Raw genomic sequence first — 17191 nt, 5'->3', positions numbered from 1 at the left:
TCGTCCGGACCGGCCTCCTGCGACGCTTGGCCCGATTGCCAGGCGCCCCACGCGTGGGCTTTTTCATGTGCAAATACGCACGTCTAGGGCTGGACGCGCGCCACGGGGCAACTTTCGAGACACATGGCCAAGGACGACCATCACCTTCCGCGCGACCCGGCGGCCGCGGCGGACGCTGCTTCCCACCCGTCGAAGGCCCTGCACTCCTGGGCCTTCCTCGACGCCGTGGTCGAAAGCGTGCCGGCCATGCTGGTGGTCAAGAACGGCCGCGACGGCCGCTTCGTGCTGGTCAACCGCACCGGCGAGGAGCTGCTGGGCGTGCCGCGCGAGGCCCTGATCGGCCGCAACGACGCCGACTTCTTCCCGCCCGAACAGGCCGCCTTCTTCGCCGAGATGGACGCCAAGGTGCTGGCCAGCGACCGCCTGTGGGTGATCGACGAGGAGCCGCTGAAGACCCCGCACAACGGCGACCGCTGGCTGCAGACCAAGAAGATCGCCATCCCGGGCGAGGGCGACGAGAAGCTGCTGCTGATCATCAGCGAGGACATCACCGAGCGGAAGAAGTCGGCCGCCGCGCTGGAGGCCGCCCTGGAGCGGGCCCGCGCCGCCAGCGTCGCCAAGTCCGAGTTCCTGGCCAATATGAGCCACGAGATCCGCACGCCGCTGAACGGCGTGCTGGGCATGGCCCAGGTGCTGGCCCAGACCGAACTGACGCCGCGCCAGCGCGAGATGATGGACGTGATCCTGAGCTCGGGTCGCACGCTGAACGCGCTGCTGAGCGGCATCCTGGATCTGGCCAAGATCGAGGCTGGCGAGGTCGAGCTGGAGACCGCGCCGTTCGACCTGCGCGCGGCCGTGACCGCCTGCGCCGCCACCTTCGAGGGCCTGGCCCACCAGAAGGGCCTGACCTTCTCCCTGACCTTCGACGAAGGCTTTCACGAGCGCGTCGACGGCGACGCCCTGAAGTTCGGCCAGATCGTCAACAACCTGATCAGCAACGCGGTGAAGTTCACCTGCGAGGGCTTCGTGGCGGTCCGCGCCAGCGCGCGGCCGGACGGCGAGGACGTGCTGCTGACGCTCACGGTCGAGGACACCGGCGAAGGCTTCACCCCCGAGGTGCAGGCCAGCCTGTTCGAACGCTTCGTCCAGGGCGACGGCTCGATCACCCGGCGGTTCGGCGGCTCGGGCCTTGGCCTGTCGATCGCCCAGCGCTTCGCCAAGCTGATGGGCGGCGACATCGCCTGCGTCTCGACGCCCGGCGAAGGCGCCCGCTTCACCCTGACCGTCCGACTGGCGCCGGCCGCCCCCCTCGCGCCCGCCCCGGCCCGGCGCGCGCCCAAGGCCGCCATGCCCGAGCGCCTGCGCGTGCTGCTGGCCGAGGACCACCCGACCAACCAGCGGGTGGTCGAACTGATGCTGGACGGCGTAGCCGACGTGGTCGTCACCGAGGACGGCGAGGCGGCCCTGCGCGCCTATCAGGACCAGGACTTCGACCTCGTGCTGATGGACACCCAGATGCCGGTGATGGACGGGCTGACCGCGATCCAGGAGATCCGCCAGCGCGAGCGGGCCGCCGGCCGCGTGCGCATCCCGATTATCTCGCTGACCGCCAACGCCATGCCCCACCAGGTCGAGGCCTGCCTCCTGGCCGGCGCCGACCTGCACCTGGCCAAGCCGATCACCGTCTCGGCCCTGTTCGACGCCATCGCGCAGGCCTGCGACCTGGCGGCGGAGCCGGTTTAGGTCATTCGTAGAACGAACTATTGTCGACCGTGACGCTCTCGATCTCGATCCGCTTGTCGTGGAACTTGCCGCGTACGAGGGCCGGATAGGAATCCCCGACCCATGACCCGTCGCGGCCGCCACCGTACTGCAGCGTGACATACACGGTGCCGCTAACTTCGAAGCCCGTGCTGTCCCCGACGGCGAACACACCAGATGGCGATCCCTCGATCCCGTCGAATAGGGTCGCAGACGAGATTTCCTCCAGCGGCGCCCAGCCGCCCAAACGCCGTAGATCGGACTGATCCAGGTCGCTGATGGCAGTCAGGATCGCCTTGACCAACTTGGTGTCGTTGATGGGCGTGAGGGTAGCGCTCGATGGTGCGGCCGTACCCGCCATTACAAAGTTCCCAATCCTGTCTTGGTCCCGTATTGCCAAGCGATACGCGCACCAAGACCATCGATGCCGCCCTTTATACGCTGTTCGTCGACGCCCAGGTAGAAAAGCCTTCGGCGAAAGAAGGATCTCATTTCGCCCGGCACATCGAAGATATCGGCGGCGTCATCCAACGGTTCGGCCCACGGCAGTTCTGGTGTCGGGTGAACGCTGAACAAACCGCCTTGGTTGGTGATCCTGTTAGTGACGGACCGAGGCCAGTAGAAGCCGACCTCGGTCAAGGCGAAAGGGTCCTGCGCTGGATCGAGCGACATCGCCGACTTGGTCCTGTAGGCGACAATCCTGGCGGGCACCGTCTTGAGATCGGGAGTCGCCGAGATCGTTGCTCGCGCAGGGCGGCCGCTGTCGAGAACGAGCCTTACCTTTCGCGGCCCGGGCTGGGCTGTCACGGCGAAAAAGGCCGCGACCAATGGATTGGTCGTCCAATCCAGCAGGCGGGTCGGCAATCCGTGGTGCTGCGCCAAGGCCAGATAGTCCAGAGCCTCGAAGCCGGTCTCGCCGTTGAACTCGGGCAGGCGTCGCTTGAAGAGTTCGATGACCGCGCGTTCCTGCGCCAGCGCGTAGCCAGTCACCCGGCCCACAGTCGGTTGAAGCAGGAACCGATCGTCGCCCAGACCGCGAAAGATCCACCGCGAGTCGCTATGCCGATTGATCCATTCGAGGAAATCCATCCAGCGCGAGAGCCATTTCGCGCTAGGCGGACGTCGCAGAACCTTGGCCATGTATCCCCCTCGGCGCGAGTATGGAGCGCCCCGGACGCCAACTCAACCATTACGGGTTAAAATCACCGTTCCCGCGACTGAAATGTCCAAGCCCTATACGCCGATCGCGCGCCTCCTGGCCCTCTCAGCCGCCGGGAGCGCCACCATGCCAGACGCCTATCCCAGGGACCGCACCGCCCTGTTGTTCGTGGATCCCTACAACGACTTCCTGGCCGACGGCGGCAAGCTGTGGCCGCGTGTGGCGGCGACGGCGGGCGCGGCGGGACTGCACGGGCGGCTGGCGTCGGTGGTGGCCGCGGCGCGCAGCGCGGGCCTGCCGGTGTTCATCGTGCCCCACCACCGCTTCGCCCTGGGCGACCTGGACGGCTGGAAACATCCCTCGCCCTACCTGCAGGGCAGCGCGCGGGCGATGGTGTTCGAGAAGGACGGCTGGGGCGGCCAGTGGCATCCCGACTTCGCGCCCCTGCCCGGCGACGTGATCGTCACCGAGCACTGGGGCTCCAGCGGCTTCGCCAACACCGACCTCGACTATCGTCTCAAGCAGCGCGAGATCACCCACGTCATCCTGATCGGCCTGGTGGCCAACACTTGCATCGAGGGCACCGGTCGCTTCGCCTCGGAGCTGGGCTACCACGTCACCCTGGTCACCGACGCCACGGCGGCCTTCACCGACGAGGCCCTGCACGCGGCCCACGCCATCAACGCGCCGACCTACGCCCACGCCATCCTGACGGCCGAGGCGGTGACGGCGGCGCTGGCGGGGACCTAGCGCTTCCTCGCGGCCACGCTGAACCGCGCGGGCGCCGGCGCGGCCTTGACCTGGCGAAGCTCGCCTGCCGCCTGGCGGACGATCTGCCAGCCGCCGTGCAGGGCCAGCGCGGCCATGACCGCGGCCACCAGCAGGTCGGGCCAGCGCGAGTTCGTGCCGAACACGCCCAGCGCCGCCAGCATCACCGCCACGTTGCCGATGGCGTCGTTGCGCGAGCAGATCCACACCGAGCGCATGTTGGCGTCGCCGGTGCGGAAGCCGAACAGCATGACCGCCACCACGACGTTGGCGATCAGGGCTGCGAGGCCCAGGGCGCCCATCACCGGCGCCTCGGGCGTGCGGCCCTCGAACACGCCCCACAGGGTGGCGCCGGCGACCCAGCCTCCGAAGGCCAGCATGGTCGCGCCCTTCAGCATCGCCGCCCGCGCCCGCCAGGCCAGGGCCATGCCGGCCACGCCCAGGCTGATGGCGTAGTTGGCCGCGTCGCCCAGGAAGTCGAGGCTGTCGGCCTGCAGCGCCGCCGACCCCGACAGGAGGCCCGCCGCGCCTTCGACCAGGAACATGCCGCCGTTGATCGCCAGGGCGATCCACAGCGCCAGGCGCCAGCGCCCCGACGGCGGCGGGGCCTCGGGCTTGCAAAGATCGTCGCCGCAGCAACCGGACATCTGGACCTCCATCAAGAAGGCCCCATCTCTGCACCCTGTAGTCGCTACAGGGTCAAGAGCCATGTCCGCCGTTTCGATGTCGACGCTTTCCATCGGAGATCTCGCCCGCCGCACCGGCGTGCCGGTCGAGACCATCCGCTACTACGAGCGCATGGGCCTGCTGCCCAAGCCCCCGCGCACCGAAGGCAACTACCGCGCCTACGAGGCGACGCACGAGCGGCGGCTGGCCTTCGTCAAGCGCTCGCGCGACCTGGGGTTCGGGCTCGACGCCGTCCGGGCGCTGCTGGACCTGGCCGACGGCGCCGACCGCCCCTGCGGCGAGGTCGACGCCCTGGCCCGCGACCAGCTGGCCGAGGTGGAGCGCAAGATCGCCGACCTTACGGCCATGCGGGCCGAGTTGCAGGACATGCTGGACCACTGCGGTCGCGACACGGTGGCCGACTGCCAGGTGCTGGGACGGCTGCGAGGGACCTGAACCCCGCCCCTGCGCGAATGACGGGACGCCGCATTGACTCCCCGGCGCCCCTCCGTATGTTCCGCGCCGTTCGAGTGACTGGCGTTGAAGGTGGGTGACCACCGGGGAGCTCGAGACGCATATGCCGCGCGCCTGGGCTCCTTTCTGACCGCAACCAGACCCGGAGTCCCCCGTGCCCGCCGCCCCCGACTATCCGTCCGCCCCCGATCTCGTCGCCCCCAAGCGCGCCCTGCTGTCCGTGTCCGACAAGACCGGCCTGGTCGAGGCGGCCAAGATCCTGCACGAGGCGGGCGTCGAGCTGGTCTCGACCGGCGGCACCAAGGCGGCCATCACCGCGGCCGGCCTGCCGGTGAAGGACGTGTCGGACCTGACCGGCTTCCCCGAAATGATGGACGGCCGGGTCAAGACCCTGCACCCCATCGTCCATGGTGGCCTCCTCGGCGTTAGGGATGCTCCCGAACATGCGAAAGCCATGGCCGACCACGGCATCGGCGGCATCGATATCCTCTATGTGAACCTCTATCCGTTCGAGGCCACCGTCGCGAAGGGCGGCTCCTACGAAGAGTGCGTCGAGAACATCGACATCGGCGGCCCGGCGATGATCCGCTCGGCGGCCAAGAACCACGGCTATGTCTCGGTCTGCACCGACCCCGCCGACCTTGGCGAAGTGCTGGAGGCCCTGAAGGCCGACGGCGGCACCTCGCTGGCCCTGCGCAAGACCCTGGCGGCCCGCGCCTACGCCCGCACGGCGGCCTATGACGCGGCGATCTCGGCCTGGTTCGCCGCTCAGTTGGGCCAGGATTTCCCGGCCCGCAAGTCGATCGCCGGCGAGCTGCGCCAGACCATGCGCTACGGCGAGAACCCGCACCAGAAGGCGGCCTTCTACACCTTCCCCAATCCCCGCGTCGGCGTGGCCACGGCCAGGCAGCTGCAGGGCAAGGAACTGTCCTACAACAACATCAACGACACCGACGCGGCCTTCGAGCTGATCGCCGAGTTCGACCCGGCCCAGGGTCCGGCCGTGGCCATCATCAAGCACGCCAACCCCTGCGGCGTGGCCCTGGGCGCCACCCAGCGCGAAGCCTATGAGCGGGCGCTGGCCTGCGACCCGACCTCGGCCTTCGGCGGCATCGTCGCCACCAACACCCGCCTGACCCGCGAGGCCGCCGAGGCCATGGTCGAGATCTTCACCGAGGTGGTGATCGCGCCGGAAGCCGATGACGACGCCGTCGCCGTCTTCGCCGCCAAGAAGAACCTGCGCCTGCTGGTCACGGGCGGCCTGCCCGACCCGCTGTCGACCGGCGACACCTTCAAGAGCGTGGCCGGCGGCTTCCTCGTGCAATCGCGCGACGACGCGCGGATCAAGGCCAGCGACCTGAAGATCGTCACCAAGCGCCAGCCGACCGACGAAGAGATCCGCGACATGCTGTTCGCCTTCCAGATCGGCAAGCACGTCAAGTCCAACGCCATCGTCTACGCCCGCGCGGGCCAGACCCTGGGCGTCGGCGCCGGCCAGATGAACCGCAAGGACAGCGCCCGCATCGCGGCGCTTCGCGCCGCCGACTTCGGTCTCGACCTGGCGGGCTGCGCCTGCGCCTCGGAAGCCTTCTTCCCGTTCGCCGACGGGCTCATTCAAGCCGCCGAGGCGGGCGCCACGGCGATCATCCAGCCGGGCGGCTCCATGCGCGACGCCGAAGTCATCGAGGCCGCCGACAAGCTTGGCCTCACTATGGCCTTCACCGGCGTGCGAGTGTTCCGCCACTAAGGATTGCGGGCGCTTCCGACGCTCCCCAAATCCGACTAGTCCGCCCGCTCCCCTTGGGGGCGGGCGGAAAATCAAGGACGGACGCGCATGGACAGCACAGCCTGGGGAGCCAAGGTCGTCTCCCGTTCGCAGGTGTTCAAGCCCGCCGGCCTGGGCCCCTTCCCCGTGGCGCTGATCCTGCACGGCTGCGGCGGCAAGACCCCGTTCCTTGAGACCTATGCCGAGGTCGCGGTGAAGGCCGGCTACGCGGCCGTGGTGCTCGACTCGTTCAAGCCGCGCGGCATGAGCACGCTGGACGGCAAGCTCTTCGTCTGCACCCTGATGACGCTGCACGGCGCCAAGCGGGCGGCCGATGTCTTCGGAACCCTGGCCTGGCTGAAGACCCAGAGCTGGGCGCGGGCCGACCAGGTGTTCCTGGCCGGCTGGAGCCACGGCGCCTGGACGATCATGGACGCCTACGCGGCCGGCACCTCGGCCCCCAGCGCCACCGGCCTGCCCGACGCCGACGCCGTCGCCCTGCGCAGGCAGGTGAAGGGCGCGCTGCTGGTCTATCCGTATGCGGCCTATCCCTCGATGACCAGCCGCCGGGGCTGGGGGCCGGGCGCGCCGCCGGTATGGTCGGTGCTGGGCCAGAAGGACGGGGTGGTCGGCTGGCGCTATCCCAAGAAGGCGCTGGACCGCCTGACCGCCGACGGCGTCAAGGTCGACCTCAAGCTCTACCCCGACGCCACCCACGCCTTCGACGACGACAAGGCCAACGACCCGCGGGCGATCTATCGGCCGGACCTGTTTCAGGACGTGCAGGACTATTTCGGCGCCGCGCTGAAGGCCGTCGCGCCGAAGCCCGGGCTGTTCGCGTAATTTCCCTCTCCCCTTGCGGGAGAGGGGGGCCTCCGAAGGAGGCCGGGCGAGGGGTCGCACCTACAGAAACGCCGCGACAGCCGATCGACTATCGCGGCGTTGAGATCTGAGAGACCCCTCATCCGTCGGCTTGCGCCGACACCTTCTCCCGCAAGGGGAGAAGGGTCTTCACGTTAGCGCTTGATCGACACCGACACGCCCACGAAGCGGGGCTCGCCGGCGATGAAGGTGGGGATGCCGAAGGCGTCGCCGGTGTTGCCGGCGTCCTTGATGTAGTCCTGCTCCAGCACGTTGGTGGCGAAGGCGCCGAAGGTCAGCGGGCTGTCCTTGGGCTGCCAGGTCAGGCGCAGGTTCAAGAGGCCGTAGGCCTTCTGCACCTCGTCCTGCACGGTGTCCTTGATGGCGCCGGTGGTGGTCTGCAGGGCCGCGATGTCGTTGTTGTTGTCGAAGAAGATCTTCGACTGCCAGGTGTAGGTCGGCAGGAAGGTGAAGCGGCCGGCCCGGGTGTCGCGCGAGACCTTCAGGCCGATCGAGGCCTGATGGTCGGGCGACAGGCGGAAGCGGTTGCCGTCGAACAGGCCGTTGCCGAACCGGGCGTGGCTGTAGCCGTAGGTCGAGAACAGCAGGATGTCCGGCGTGGCCTGGAAGTTCAGCTGGCCCTCGAAGCCGGTGGCCTTGGCCTCGCCGGCGTTGAGGACGATGGTCGCCCCGCCGCTGTCGCGCTGGCTGGTCTGGAAATTCTCGTAGTCGTAGCGGTAGAGGGCGCCTTCCAGCGTCAGGCGGCGGTCGAGCAGCGCGGTCTTGGCGCCCAGCTCGTAGGAGGTGACCTCCTCGGCGGCGATCTGCGTCAGGGTCGCGCCGGCCACGACCTTGGGCCGGCGGCCGGTCGAGATCGAGCCGTACACATTGGCGTTGTCGGCCACCTCGTAGCGGGCCACCAGGCGGTAGGTGACGCCGTTGTCGGTGAAGTCCTTGTAGCGGGTCGGGGTCGGCTGGACGACCAGGCCGCCCACGCGCCCGGTCTGGGCGAAGATGATCGCCGACGGGCTGCTGATCGTGGCGCCGTAGCCGCTGGTCTTGTCGTCGTAGGTGTAGCGCACGCCCGCCGCCAGCTCGAGCCGGTCGGTGGCCTTGAAGGTCACGTCGCCGAACACGTCGTAGGAGTTGGTCTCGCCGTAGTTGGTGAACTCTTCCAGGCGGCTCGACGGCAGGGCCGCGGGGGCGACGGCGTTGATCACCGGCAGCGACAGGCCATTGGGGCGCGGCAGGGCGCCGGTCAGGAACAGGCCCGCGATCTTCTCGTTGATGGCCATCGGCACGCGCTGGCTGCCGTCTTCCCAGAACCAGCTGACGCCGCCGAAGGCGCTGACGCGACCGCCGGCGTCGTAGTTGAGGCGCAGTTCCTGGCTGGCCGACTTGCCCTGCGCGTCCTCGGCGAAGGTCATCATCGGCAGCGAGAAGCCGTCCGGATCGAACACTTCCTCACCGGTGAAGTAGCGGTAGGCCGAGGTCGAGTTCAGGGTCAGGGCGTCGGTCAGCTTGTAGCTGGCCAGGCCCGTCAGGCTCCACAGGCGGCGGTTCAGGCCCAGGGCCTGATCGTTCTCAAAGCCGGCGACGGTCGACAGGGCCGCGCCCGAATTGCGGCCCAGGTCGCCGATCACCTTGCCGGTGGTCGGGTCGGTGGGGGCGTAGGTCAGCGACTTGAACGACGTGCCCGACGGCTTGTCCTGCTGGTAGTTGTAGAGCACGTCCAGGGCGAAGCGGTCGTTGGGCTTGTAGGCGATCGCGACGCGGGCGGCCTGGGTGTTGGTCGAGTTGAAGTCGTCGCCGCCCAGCAGGTTCTCGACATAGCCGTCGCGCTTCTTGCTGCGGGCCGACACCCGGACGGCCAGCACGTCGCTGACCGGCACGTTGATCATGCCTTCCAGCATGGCGTAGCCGTAGTCGCCGGCCTCGACCTTCAAGCTCGTGGCGAAGTCGGGCTTGGCCTTGGCTTGGATGATGTTGACCGCGCCGATCAGGGCGCCGCGGCCGTAGAGGGTCGATTGCGGGCCCTTGGCGATCTCGACCCGCTCCAGGTCGAACAGTTCGACGTAGGAGCCGCGCGACTTCGAGATCGACACGCCGTCCTGATAGACCGACACGCGCGGTTCGGTGGTGGCCTCGCCGCTGTCGGAGGTGATGCCGCGCATCACGAAGCCGGGGTTGTTGGGCGACTGGTTCTGCACGTCGAAGCCGGGCACGAACTGGCCCAGTTCCTCGAACTCCATCAGGCCCAGCGCCTCGAGGGTGTCGCCGGAATAGGCGGTCAGCGCGATCGGCACGTCCAGAACGCTCTGCTCGCGCTTCTGGGCGGTGACCACCACTTCCTGGACTTCGGTCGACGGCGGCGCGTCGGCGGCCAGCGCCTGGCCGGCGAGCGTCATGGCCAGCAGGCTGGCTCCGGCGAGCGAGGTGGTGCGGATGGCGCGCATGGACTATTCCCCTCCAACAACTGTACGAGCCCCCGCCCCTAGGGAGCGGTCGTGTCGTCTGCAAGACGGGGTTGTGAAGGAGCCGTGAAACGAGTGGCCGACGCCGAGGACGAAATCGAGGATCTGCTGGAGGCCGAAGACCCCGGCCAGGCGAGCGGCGAGCGGCGCCTTCAGGCCAGCCTCGACGGCGCGCTGGCGGGTCAGCGGCTCGACAAGGCCCTGGCCGTGCTGTTCGACGAGCTGTCGCGCGCCCGGCTCCAGGCCCTGATGGCCGAGGGACGGGTCTTCCGCCTCGATACCGCCGGCAAGCCGCAGGCGGTGACCAACGGCTCGGCCAAGGCCCAGGCCAGCGACTACCTGGTGGTCGAGCCGCCGCCCGCCCCGGCGATCCCCGAACCTGAAGCCATTCCCCTCAGCGTGCTCTACGAGGACGCCCACCTGATCGTGGTCGACAAGCCCGCCGGCATGGCCGCCCACCCGGCCCCCGGCTGCGAGACCGGCACCCTGGTCAACGCCCTGCTGCACCACTGCGGCGACAGCCTCTCGGGCGTCGGCGGCGTGGCGCGGCCAGGCATCGTCCACCGCCTCGACAAGGAAACCTCCGGCGTCATGGTCGCGGCCAAGAGCGACGCGGCCCATCGCGGCCTGTCGGCCCTGTTTTCCACCCACGACATCGACCGCGTGTACGTGGCCCTGGTGCGCGGCGCGCCGCACCCCTCGTCCGGCACGATCGAGACGCGGCTGGGCCGCTCGCCGCACGACCGCAAGAAGATGGCGGTGCTGAAGAGCGGCGGGCGCGAGGCGATCACCCACTACAAGGTCGAGCGCACCTTCGGCGGCGACACGGGCAAGCCGCTGGCCGCCCGCGTGTCCTGCAGGCTGGAGACGGGCCGCACCCACCAGATCCGCGTCCACATGGCCAGCAAGGGCTCGCCGTGCCTGGGCGATCCGGTCTACGGCGCCGGCGCCCCGGCCGCGCCGGTCAAGGCGGTGCTGGTCGAGGCCGGCTTTTCCCGTCAGGCCCTGCACGCGGCGGTGCTGGGCTTCGTCCACCCGGTGACGGGCGAGACCCTGCGCTTCGAGACTCCCCTGCCCCCCGACATGGCCGCGGTGCAGGCGGGGCTGGAGCGCCTGTGAACTTGCGCCCGCGAAACATTCGCGCCCTAATTCAGCTTCGCCGCCCGCGTATCGGTTGAGGGCTGGAGATCCGTCACATGCTGTTCGCCGCCCGCCTCGTTAAGACCCTGCCTCTCGGCCTGGCCCTGCTCGCAGCGCCCGTGCTGGCGCACGCCGCCGGCGCCGACGACGAGGTGGTGGCCACCGCCAAGGCGACGTCCAGCCCGGCCCAGGCCGAAGCCGCCCCCGCGCCGGCCGCACCCGCGGCCACCCGCCCGCTGACCACCCAGGAGCAGATCGACGCCTGGCTGAAGGCCGCGCCGGTCCGCACGACCAGCGAGGACGGCCCGCTGAACCTGTCGCGCGACGACGACGCCGGGCCGATCAAGCGCAAGGTCCACGGCAGCGTCGAGGTCGGGGTGGGCACCGGCGGCTATCGCCACGTGGCGGCCACCGCCCTGTTCCCGGTCGGCGAGACCGGCACCCTGGGCGTCGCCGTCGCCCAGACCGACTATGGCAAGAACGGCCGCTGGGCCTATGGCTACGACGGCCTCGGCTACGGGCCCGGCTATGGCGGCCTGGGGTACGGCGGCTATGGCTACGGCCCCTACGGCTTCGCCCGCGGCGGCAAGAGCCAGTCGATCGCCCTGTCGCTCGACATGTCGGGCCGCTCGTCGGCCGAGCGCTGCGTCGACGGCGTCCGCGCCGACGACGGCCGCTACGTCGAGCCGCTGTGGGCCACCCAGATGCGCGGCGCCCAGCGCCCCTGCGACATCGACGACCGCCCCTGACGAGACGATTCCGGCGTTCGCCGAAGCTTAACGGCTTGCCGTCATGGTGCCCGCAAACGGGGACCTTCAGGCGTAAGCATGCAGCCGGACATCACAGCGTACCACCACGCCGCCAGCGGGCGCGTGACCTATCTCGTCTCTGATCCGGCGACCCTGCTCTGCGCCATCGTCGATCCGGTGCTCGACTTCGACCCGGCCACCGGCGAGACCTCGACCGCCTTCGTCGACGCCATCATCGCCGACATTCGCGAGAAGGACCTCGGCCCGACCTGGATCCTCGAGACTGCGGTCCACACCGGCCACCTGTCGGCCGCCGGCCACCTGAAGTACGAGACCGGCGCCTCGGTCGCCATCGGCGCCCACGTGCTGGAAAGCCTGCAGCGCCTGGTTCCCGCGCTCGGCGCCGAGGGCGTCGACCTGGAAGGCTGGGACTTCGACAAGCTGGCCCGCGAGGACGACGAGCCGCTGATCATGGGCGGGATCGAGTTCCACCCCATCGCCCTTTCCGGCCGCCTGCCCGGCGCGGTGGCCTACAAAGCCGGCGACGTGGTCTTCGTCGGCGACGCCATCCTGCCCACCGGCCTGCCGGCCAGCGACGCGCCCGGCGCGGACGCCGCCGGCCTGTTCGCCGACGCCCGCCGCCTGCTCGGCCTGCCCGACGACGTTCGCATCCTGTCGAGCTGGGCCGGCGAGAATCCGGCCGCCGCCGACACCACCGTCGCCGCCCAAAAGGCCGCCAATCCCGACGCCGGCGACGCGGTGACGCAAGCCGACTTCGTCGCCCGCCGGGCCGGCGAAGCAGGCGAGCCCTCGGCCCTGACCCTGGCCGCTCTCGACGTGGCCGTGCGCTCGGGCAAGCTGCCCTCGCCCGACGAGAACGGCGTGCGCTTTCCGCCGCGGCACATTCGTTCTCTTTAAAAACGCACTTGCCACGACGGCCGCCGGCGCGCCTAATGCTTCGCACGTGAAGTATCAGGAGGCCCCGTCATGGCCGACGACCAGAGCGCCAATCTCAGCGCCGTCCAGGCCGGCAGCCTGCCCGATCACCTGGGCCTGCAATGGCAGGAGGCCAAGCCCGGCCTGGTGCGTGGCCGCTTCGACGTTGCACGCCACCACATGGCTCCCAACGGCTTCCTGCACGCCGCCGCGGTGATCGCGCTCGCCGACTCGGCCAGCGGCTACGGCTGCGTGGTTTCCCTGCCCGAGGGCGCGACCGGCTTCACCACCATCGAGCTGAAGTCGAACTTCCTGGGCACCGCCCGCGACGGCGGCGTGGCCTGCGAGGCCAGGCTCGTCCACGGCGGCCGCAACACCCAGGTCTGGGACGCCGTCGTCACCGCCGAAGGCACGGGAAAAACCATCGCGCTTTTCCGCTGCACCCAGATGATTTTGTACCCGAAGGCCTGAGCCGCGACGGAGGGTCGCGGCCCGCCGCACGAAAAGACGAAAAAGCGCATCATAGCCCCTTGCGCTCTTCCGGCGTCGCGGATAGGTATCCCGCCCTCACTCAAGACCGGCCAAAAGCTGGTCACGAAGACCCCCTGGAGAGGTGGCAGAGTGGTCGAATGTACCGCACTCGAAATGCGGCGTGCCTGGAAGGGCACCGTGGGTTCGAATCCCACCCTCTCCGCCATTACCCCCTGAAAAACTAGATCGACCACAAGCTTACGCGACGAGCAGCCCCGGCTGCTGCGCGCGACTTGGCCTCGACTAGTATCGAGGGCCGCCCGAGGGAGCTTTGCCCTCCGCCCAAGCCTGGGCGAAGGCGTTGCTGTCTTCCATTTGCTCGCCCAGCACGCCCAGCCAGCCACCGGTCCAGGTCTCGAACGCCGGCGAACCGCTGGGCGTCCGCAATTTCTCCGGCAAGGTACGGATCATATAGATGGGGTTCTGGCCGAGCGCATGCTCCTGGCCCAGCACCTGGAACGCCCCGCCGTCCAGGACGAATATCGTATGGCCGCCGCGCGCGAGATTGACGCGATCGAACCGCTTGTCCTTCAGGGCCTCGGCGGCTTGGAACAGGACGCGAAAAAGGTCTACGGGCGCGGCCTCTTCGACGGACCACAGATCCAGCGTCAGGATGCTCGGCGACACGGCGTAGGCGCGATACGCCACGAGCGTCAGGCCCTTGTTGCGGTCGTCCTGACCGATCGCCGAGGCCACAGGCGCCGCGACGAGCGCGTTGAACGACAGAACCACGATCACCACGGCCGCGCCGATGAGCGCAAGAAGCTTGGTCTTCAAAGCTGGAGTTCCGGGCATCGCCGCCTTGCCGCATTCGTCCGCTCGCCCCCACAGCGCGGATCACGGCTCAGCTTATGACTCCGCTCCAAGCGTGGCCAGATGCGCAATCCAAGATCGAGCCAGGAGCAAAGGTCTCGCCGCGCTGGAAATCCAGCTGGGGCGAAAATCCTCGCTAGCCCCGCCGCGTGCTCTCGCGCTCGACCAGCCGGGAGGGCACGACGCGCGCCACGCAGGTCGCGCCGGCTTCGAGGTCGAGCAGCTCCATCGCCGTGGCCACGTGGGCCTCGATGTCCTGGTCGAAGGAGGTCAGGCGGTAGGGCGCCCATTGGGCCATGTCGAGATTGTCGTAGCCGATCACCAGCACGTCGCCCGGCGGCGTCAGGCAGAAGTCCTCGCGCAGCACGTCGATGACGCCGAAGGCCGCCAGGTCGTTGGCGCAGAACAGGGCGTCGGGGCGCTCGGCGCCGGCGAACAGGTCGCGCGCGGCCCGGGCGCCGCTGGCGTGGTCGTAGCCGCCGCCCGCCCGCATCGCCGGCGGCAGCCCCAGCGCTTCCAGGCCGTGGGCGAAGCCGGCCTCGCGGGCGACCTGGGCCGGGCTGTCGGCGGGCCCCGCCACGAAGCCGAAGCGCGTCCCGCCCCGCTCGTACAGCAGCCGCGCAGCCGCCGCGCCGGCGGCGAAGTTGTCGGACGACACCGAACGGATCCAGTCGCCCGCCAGGTCCGAATTCAGGGTGACGATCGGAATGCGCAGTTTCGACAGCTGGTCGGCGGCGTCCTGCGAGGTGAGCGCCAGGGCCGAGACCACGGCGTCGACGCGATATCCCGCCAGCTGGTCGACCACCCCGTCGAGGATGCGGTCGCTTTCCACCCGCACCAGCATCATCTGCAGGCCGCGCGCGGTCAGCGCCTTGGAGAACGCCTCCAGGGTCATGGCGAAGTAGGGATTGTAGAAGCCGCCCACCACGACGGCGACGATGCCCGAGCGGTTGGTCTGCAGGATCTTGGGCAGCAGGTTGGGCCGATAGCCCAGGGCCTCGGCCGCCTCCAGGATTTTGGCGCGCGTCGCCTGCGCGATCCGGGCGCCCGGCGTGAAGGCGCGCGACACCGCCGACTGCGACACTCCCGCCGCCCTGGCCACGTCGGTCGACGACGGCGGTCGCCAGTTTCCGCTCATGCGGCGATCCCTCGCACCCTTTTCCCCTCCGCTCGCTCTTTAAAGGGTTGCGCGCCGGCTGGCGAGTGAATAGCTATGCACACATTCGACCAACCGCAGCGCGGCTCCTAACCGCGCGCCGTCCCGCCGGGCTCTCGCGCCTGGGCGGGCGCAGGCGCGTGCGCGACCGGCCTCGCCGCTATTCGTTCAAGCAAGGTCCGCCATGAGCGTCCCCGCCCGCAGCGCCCCCTCCGCCGCGCTCGTCCAACTGGCCCTGGCCCTGGGCGGCTTCGCCATCGGCACCACCGAGTTCGCCTCGATGAGCCTGCTGCCCGATTTCGCCCGCACCCTGGGCGTCGACGAGCCGACGGCCGGCCACGCCATCAGCGCCTATGCGCTGGGCGTCGTCGTCGGCGCGCCGGTGATCGCGGTGCTGGCGGCCAGGATCGCCCGCCGCACCCTGCTGGTCGGCCTGATGGTGCTGTTCGCCATCGGCAACGGCCTGTCGGCGCTGTCGCCCACCTTCGAGACCATGGTCGTCTTCCGCTTCCTCAGCGGCCTGCCGCACGGGGCCTATTTCGGCGTCGCGGCCCTGGTCGCCGCCTCGCTGGCGCCGCCCGACAAGCGGGCCTCGGCCGTGGCGCGGGTGATGATCGGCCTGACGGTGGCCACCATCGTCGGCGTGCCGCTGGCCAACGCGGTGGGCCAGTGGATCGGCTGGCGCTGGGGCTTCGTCATCGTCTCCATCCTGGCGACCCTGACGGCCGTCTCAGTGTTCCTGCTGGCCCCGCGCGAGCCCGCGCCCAAGGACGCCAGCCCCCTGCGCGAGCTGTCGGCCCTGGCCAGCCGCCGCGTGTGGCTGACGCTCGGCATCGGCGCCATCGGCTTTGGCGGCATGTTCGCGGTCTACACCTATCTGGCCTCGACCCTGATCGAGGTCACCCACGCCTCGCCCGCCGCCCTGCCCGGCGTGCTGATGGTGTTCGGCCTGGGCATGACCGCCGGCACCCTGGTCTGCGCCTGGGCCGCCGACCGCGCCCTGATGCCGGCCGTCGGCGCCATCCTCTTGTGGAGCGCCGCCTCGCTGGCGCTCTATCCGCTGGCCGTCGGCAGCCTGTGGACCCTGGTCCCGGTGGTGTTCCTGATCGGCTGCGGCGGCGGCCTGGGCGCGGCCCTGCAGACCCGCCTGATGGACGTGGCCGGCGAGGCCCAGACCCTGGCGGCGGCGCTGAACCATTCGGCCTTCAACACCGCCAACGCGCTTGGTCCCTGGCTGGCCGGCATGGCGGTGGCCGCCGGCATGGGCTGGCGCTCGACCGGCTGGGTCGGCTGCGCCCTGGCGTTCGGCGGCTTCGTGATCTGGGCGATCGCCGTCTGGGACGACCGCCGCGAGCGGGCCTTGGCGGCGGCCTAAGGGCCGGCCGGCTTCGGCGCCGGGGTCCCGGGGCGATAGGGCCAAACCTTGCGGCGGTCCGACTTCAGGACGCGGTCCTCGTACAGGGCCTCGGACTGGTCGACACCGGTGATGAAGACCTCGGGACCGCCGTACAGCAGCACCCGAAAGCGCTCGCCGACGTCGAGGAACTCCATATCGCACGAGGTCTCGGCCCCGACCTTGTATTCGGCAAGAGCGGTTCCACGCAGGACGCGTTCGGCGCGGATCACCGCCGGCCGCCCCTCACCACCGTAGGGAACCACCACCTCGCCGTCGACGATGGCGACGGCCGCCTCCACCCGTTGGCGCGCTTCGCGCATCTTCGTGGCGTAGGAACGATCGGCCGGCATGACCACGGCGCAGGCCTGCGCCTGCCCGACGATCGCCGCGCCGGCGATCGTCACCATGGCCGCCATCATCCATCCGCGCATGTCCGCCCCCCTCTAGACGCCGCGCATCTTGCACGACGCCAGGAAGCGGCCAAGCCGGTTCAGGCGACCGGCTGCTCCGCCGCCAGCACCAGCGCCACAGCCTCGGCCCTT

At 69.8% G+C, this 17191-nt stretch carries 17 protein-coding genes, 1 tRNA gene and 1 riboswitch; of the genes, 11 read left to right on the top strand and 7 right to left on the bottom strand.

Going from position 1 to position 17191, the window contains the following annotated elements; translation table 11 throughout:
* Positions 1-123 precede the first annotated feature (123 nt).
* A complete protein-coding gene (locus G5B46_RS23535; protein ID WP_165263016.1) occupies positions 124-1743 on the top strand; it encodes a PAS domain-containing sensor histidine kinase in 1620 nt (539 codons plus the stop codon).
* A gap of 1 nt (position 1744) precedes the next feature.
* Here G5B46_RS23535 and G5B46_RS23530 read toward each other — a convergent pair whose 3' ends face one another.
* Together G5B46_RS23530 and G5B46_RS23525 are read right to left on the bottom strand one after the other, a co-directional pair.
* On the bottom strand, positions 1745-2122 hold the full coding sequence (locus G5B46_RS23530) for a hypothetical protein (protein ID WP_165263014.1): 378 nt from the start codon (positions 2120-2122) through the stop codon (positions 1745-1747).
* Entirely contained in the window at positions 2122-2901 is a 780-nt protein-coding gene (locus G5B46_RS23525) for an FRG domain-containing protein (protein WP_165263012.1), read from the bottom strand. The genes G5B46_RS23530 and G5B46_RS23525 overlap by 1 nt, the downstream gene beginning before the upstream one ends.
* Before the next feature lie 145 nt (positions 2902-3046).
* On the opposite strand from G5B46_RS23525, the gene G5B46_RS23520 reads away from it, so the two are divergent.
* Complete coding sequence (locus tag G5B46_RS23520) at positions 3047-3670, top strand: isochorismatase family cysteine hydrolase (protein ID WP_165263010.1); 624 nt, start codon at positions 3047-3049, stop codon at positions 3668-3670.
* Here the strand turns inward: G5B46_RS23520 and G5B46_RS23515 are convergent.
* Positions 3667-4335, bottom strand: a complete 669-nt coding sequence (locus tag G5B46_RS23515; protein WP_165263008.1) for a cation transporter — start codon at positions 4333-4335, stop codon at positions 3667-3669. The genes G5B46_RS23520 and G5B46_RS23515 overlap by 4 nt on opposite strands.
* 61 nt (positions 4336-4396) lie before the next feature.
* Between G5B46_RS23515 and G5B46_RS23510 the strand changes: the two genes are divergently transcribed.
* The 3 genes from G5B46_RS23510 (at position 4397) to G5B46_RS23500 (ending at position 7436) form a co-directional block, all read left to right on the top strand.
* Positions 4397-4810: a helix-turn-helix domain-containing protein gene (locus G5B46_RS23510; protein ID WP_205691848.1), complete on the top strand. Its 414-nt coding sequence runs from the start codon at positions 4397-4399 to the stop codon at positions 4808-4810.
* A gap of 64 nt (positions 4811-4874) precedes the next feature.
* Positions 4875-4955: riboswitch (ZMP/ZTP riboswitch) on the top strand.
* Positions 4956-4982: 27 nt separating this feature from the next.
* Positions 4983-6575, top strand: a complete 1593-nt coding sequence (purH, locus tag G5B46_RS23505) for a bifunctional phosphoribosylaminoimidazolecarboxamide formyltransferase/IMP cyclohydrolase (RefSeq protein ID WP_165263006.1) — start codon at positions 4983-4985, stop codon at positions 6573-6575.
* A gap of 87 nt (positions 6576-6662) precedes the next feature.
* Positions 6663-7436 carry a dienelactone hydrolase family protein gene (locus tag G5B46_RS23500; RefSeq protein WP_165263004.1) on the top strand — a complete coding sequence of 258 codons (774 nt, stop codon included), beginning with the start codon at positions 6663-6665 and terminating at the stop codon, positions 7434-7436.
* 173 nt (positions 7437-7609) lie between these two features.
* Here the strand turns inward: G5B46_RS23500 and G5B46_RS23495 are convergent, their stop codons facing one another.
* Positions 7610-9910: a TonB-dependent receptor gene (locus G5B46_RS23495; RefSeq protein WP_165263002.1), complete on the bottom strand. Its 2301-nt coding sequence runs from the start codon at positions 9908-9910 to the stop codon at positions 7610-7612.
* A gap of 93 nt (positions 9911-10003) precedes the next feature.
* Between G5B46_RS23495 and G5B46_RS23490 the strand changes: the two genes are divergently transcribed.
* The 5 genes from G5B46_RS23490 (at position 10004) to G5B46_RS23470 (ending at position 13450) form a co-directional block, all read left to right on the top strand.
* Entirely contained in the window at positions 10004-11047 is a 1044-nt protein-coding gene (locus tag G5B46_RS23490; protein WP_165263072.1) for an RluA family pseudouridine synthase, read from the top strand.
* A gap of 77 nt (positions 11048-11124) precedes the next feature.
* Complete coding sequence (locus G5B46_RS23485) at positions 11125-11817, top strand: hypothetical protein (RefSeq protein ID WP_240903632.1); 693 nt, start codon at positions 11125-11127, stop codon at positions 11815-11817.
* A gap of 78 nt (positions 11818-11895) precedes the next feature.
* A complete protein-coding gene (locus G5B46_RS23480; RefSeq protein ID WP_165263000.1) occupies positions 11896-12735 on the top strand; it encodes an MBL fold metallo-hydrolase in 840 nt (279 codons plus the stop codon).
* A gap of 69 nt (positions 12736-12804) precedes the next feature.
* Positions 12805-13224 carry a PaaI family thioesterase gene (locus G5B46_RS23475; RefSeq protein ID WP_165262998.1) on the top strand — a complete coding sequence of 140 codons (420 nt, stop codon included), beginning with the start codon at positions 12805-12807 and terminating at the stop codon, positions 13222-13224.
* Between the two features lie 136 nt (positions 13225-13360).
* Positions 13361-13450: transfer RNA gene (locus G5B46_RS23470), tRNA-Ser, on the top strand.
* A 77-nt stretch (positions 13451-13527) separates the two neighbouring features.
* On the opposite strand, the gene G5B46_RS23465 is transcribed toward G5B46_RS23470, so the two are convergent.
* Both G5B46_RS23465 and G5B46_RS23460 read right to left on the bottom strand, forming a co-directional pair.
* The gene (locus tag G5B46_RS23465) at positions 13528-14061 is read right to left on the bottom strand and encodes a hypothetical protein (RefSeq protein ID WP_165262996.1); all 534 of its coding nucleotides are present in this window, start codon (positions 14059-14061) and stop codon (positions 13528-13530) included.
* A 172-nt stretch (positions 14062-14233) separates the two neighbouring features.
* The gene (locus tag G5B46_RS23460) at positions 14234-15235 is read right to left on the bottom strand and encodes a LacI family DNA-binding transcriptional regulator (RefSeq protein ID WP_165262994.1); all 1002 of its coding nucleotides are present in this window, start codon (positions 15233-15235) and stop codon (positions 14234-14236) included.
* A gap of 202 nt (positions 15236-15437) precedes the next feature.
* Here G5B46_RS23460 and G5B46_RS23455 point away from each other — a divergent pair, with 202 nt between their 5' ends.
* Complete coding sequence (locus tag G5B46_RS23455) at positions 15438-16628, top strand: MFS transporter (RefSeq protein WP_165262992.1); 1191 nt, start codon at positions 15438-15440, stop codon at positions 16626-16628.
* Here the strand turns inward: G5B46_RS23455 and G5B46_RS23450 are convergent.
* Positions 16625-17080 carry a hypothetical protein gene (locus G5B46_RS23450; RefSeq protein ID WP_165262990.1) on the bottom strand — a complete coding sequence of 152 codons (456 nt, stop codon included), beginning with the start codon at positions 17078-17080 and terminating at the stop codon, positions 16625-16627. The two genes, G5B46_RS23455 and G5B46_RS23450, sit on opposite strands and share 4 nt — an antisense overlap.
* Between the last annotated feature and the right edge of the window lie 111 nt (positions 17081-17191).

This window comes from Caulobacter sp. 602-2 (genome assembly GCF_011043625.1).
Classification (GTDB): Bacteria; Pseudomonadota; Alphaproteobacteria; order Caulobacterales; family Caulobacteraceae; genus Caulobacter.
This window is presented reverse-complemented; position numbering and strand designations above follow the sequence as displayed.

Coding starts and splice junctions, on each gene's coding strand:
- G5B46_RS23480 (WP_165263000.1), top strand. CDS start 11,896: ATGCAGCCGGACATCACAGCGTACCACCACGCCGCCAGCGGGCGCGTG.
- G5B46_RS23475 (WP_165262998.1), top strand. CDS start 12,805: ATGGCCGACGACCAGAGCGCCAATCTCAGCGCCGTCCAGGCCGGCAGC.
- G5B46_RS23495 (WP_165263002.1), bottom strand. CDS start 9,910: ATGCGCGCCATCCGCACCACCTCGCTCGCCGGAGCCAGCCTGCTGGCC.
- G5B46_RS23510 (WP_205691848.1), top strand. CDS start 4,397: ATGTCCGCCGTTTCGATGTCGACGCTTTCCATCGGAGATCTCGCCCGC.
- G5B46_RS23520 (WP_165263010.1), top strand. CDS start 3,047: ATGCCAGACGCCTATCCCAGGGACCGCACCGCCCTGTTGTTCGTGGAT.
- G5B46_RS23535 (WP_165263016.1), top strand. CDS start 124: ATGGCCAAGGACGACCATCACCTTCCGCGCGACCCGGCGGCCGCGGCG.
- G5B46_RS23485 (WP_240903632.1), top strand. CDS start 11,125: ATGCTGTTCGCCGCCCGCCTCGTTAAGACCCTGCCTCTCGGCCTGGCC.
- G5B46_RS23530 (WP_165263014.1), bottom strand. CDS start 2,122: ATGGCGGGTACGGCCGCACCATCGAGCGCTACCCTCACGCCCATCAAC.
- G5B46_RS23525 (WP_165263012.1), bottom strand. CDS start 2,901: ATGGCCAAGGTTCTGCGACGTCCGCCTAGCGCGAAATGGCTCTCGCGC.
- G5B46_RS23500 (WP_165263004.1), top strand. CDS start 6,663: ATGGACAGCACAGCCTGGGGAGCCAAGGTCGTCTCCCGTTCGCAGGTG.
- G5B46_RS23450 (WP_165262990.1), bottom strand. CDS start 17,080: ATGCGCGGATGGATGATGGCGGCCATGGTGACGATCGCCGGCGCGGCG.
- G5B46_RS23455 (WP_165262992.1), top strand. CDS start 15,438: ATGAGCGTCCCCGCCCGCAGCGCCCCCTCCGCCGCGCTCGTCCAACTG.
- G5B46_RS23515 (WP_165263008.1), bottom strand. CDS start 4,335: ATGTCCGGTTGCTGCGGCGACGATCTTTGCAAGCCCGAGGCCCCGCCG.
- G5B46_RS23460 (WP_165262994.1), bottom strand. CDS start 15,235: ATGAGCGGAAACTGGCGACCGCCGTCGTCGACCGACGTGGCCAGGGCG.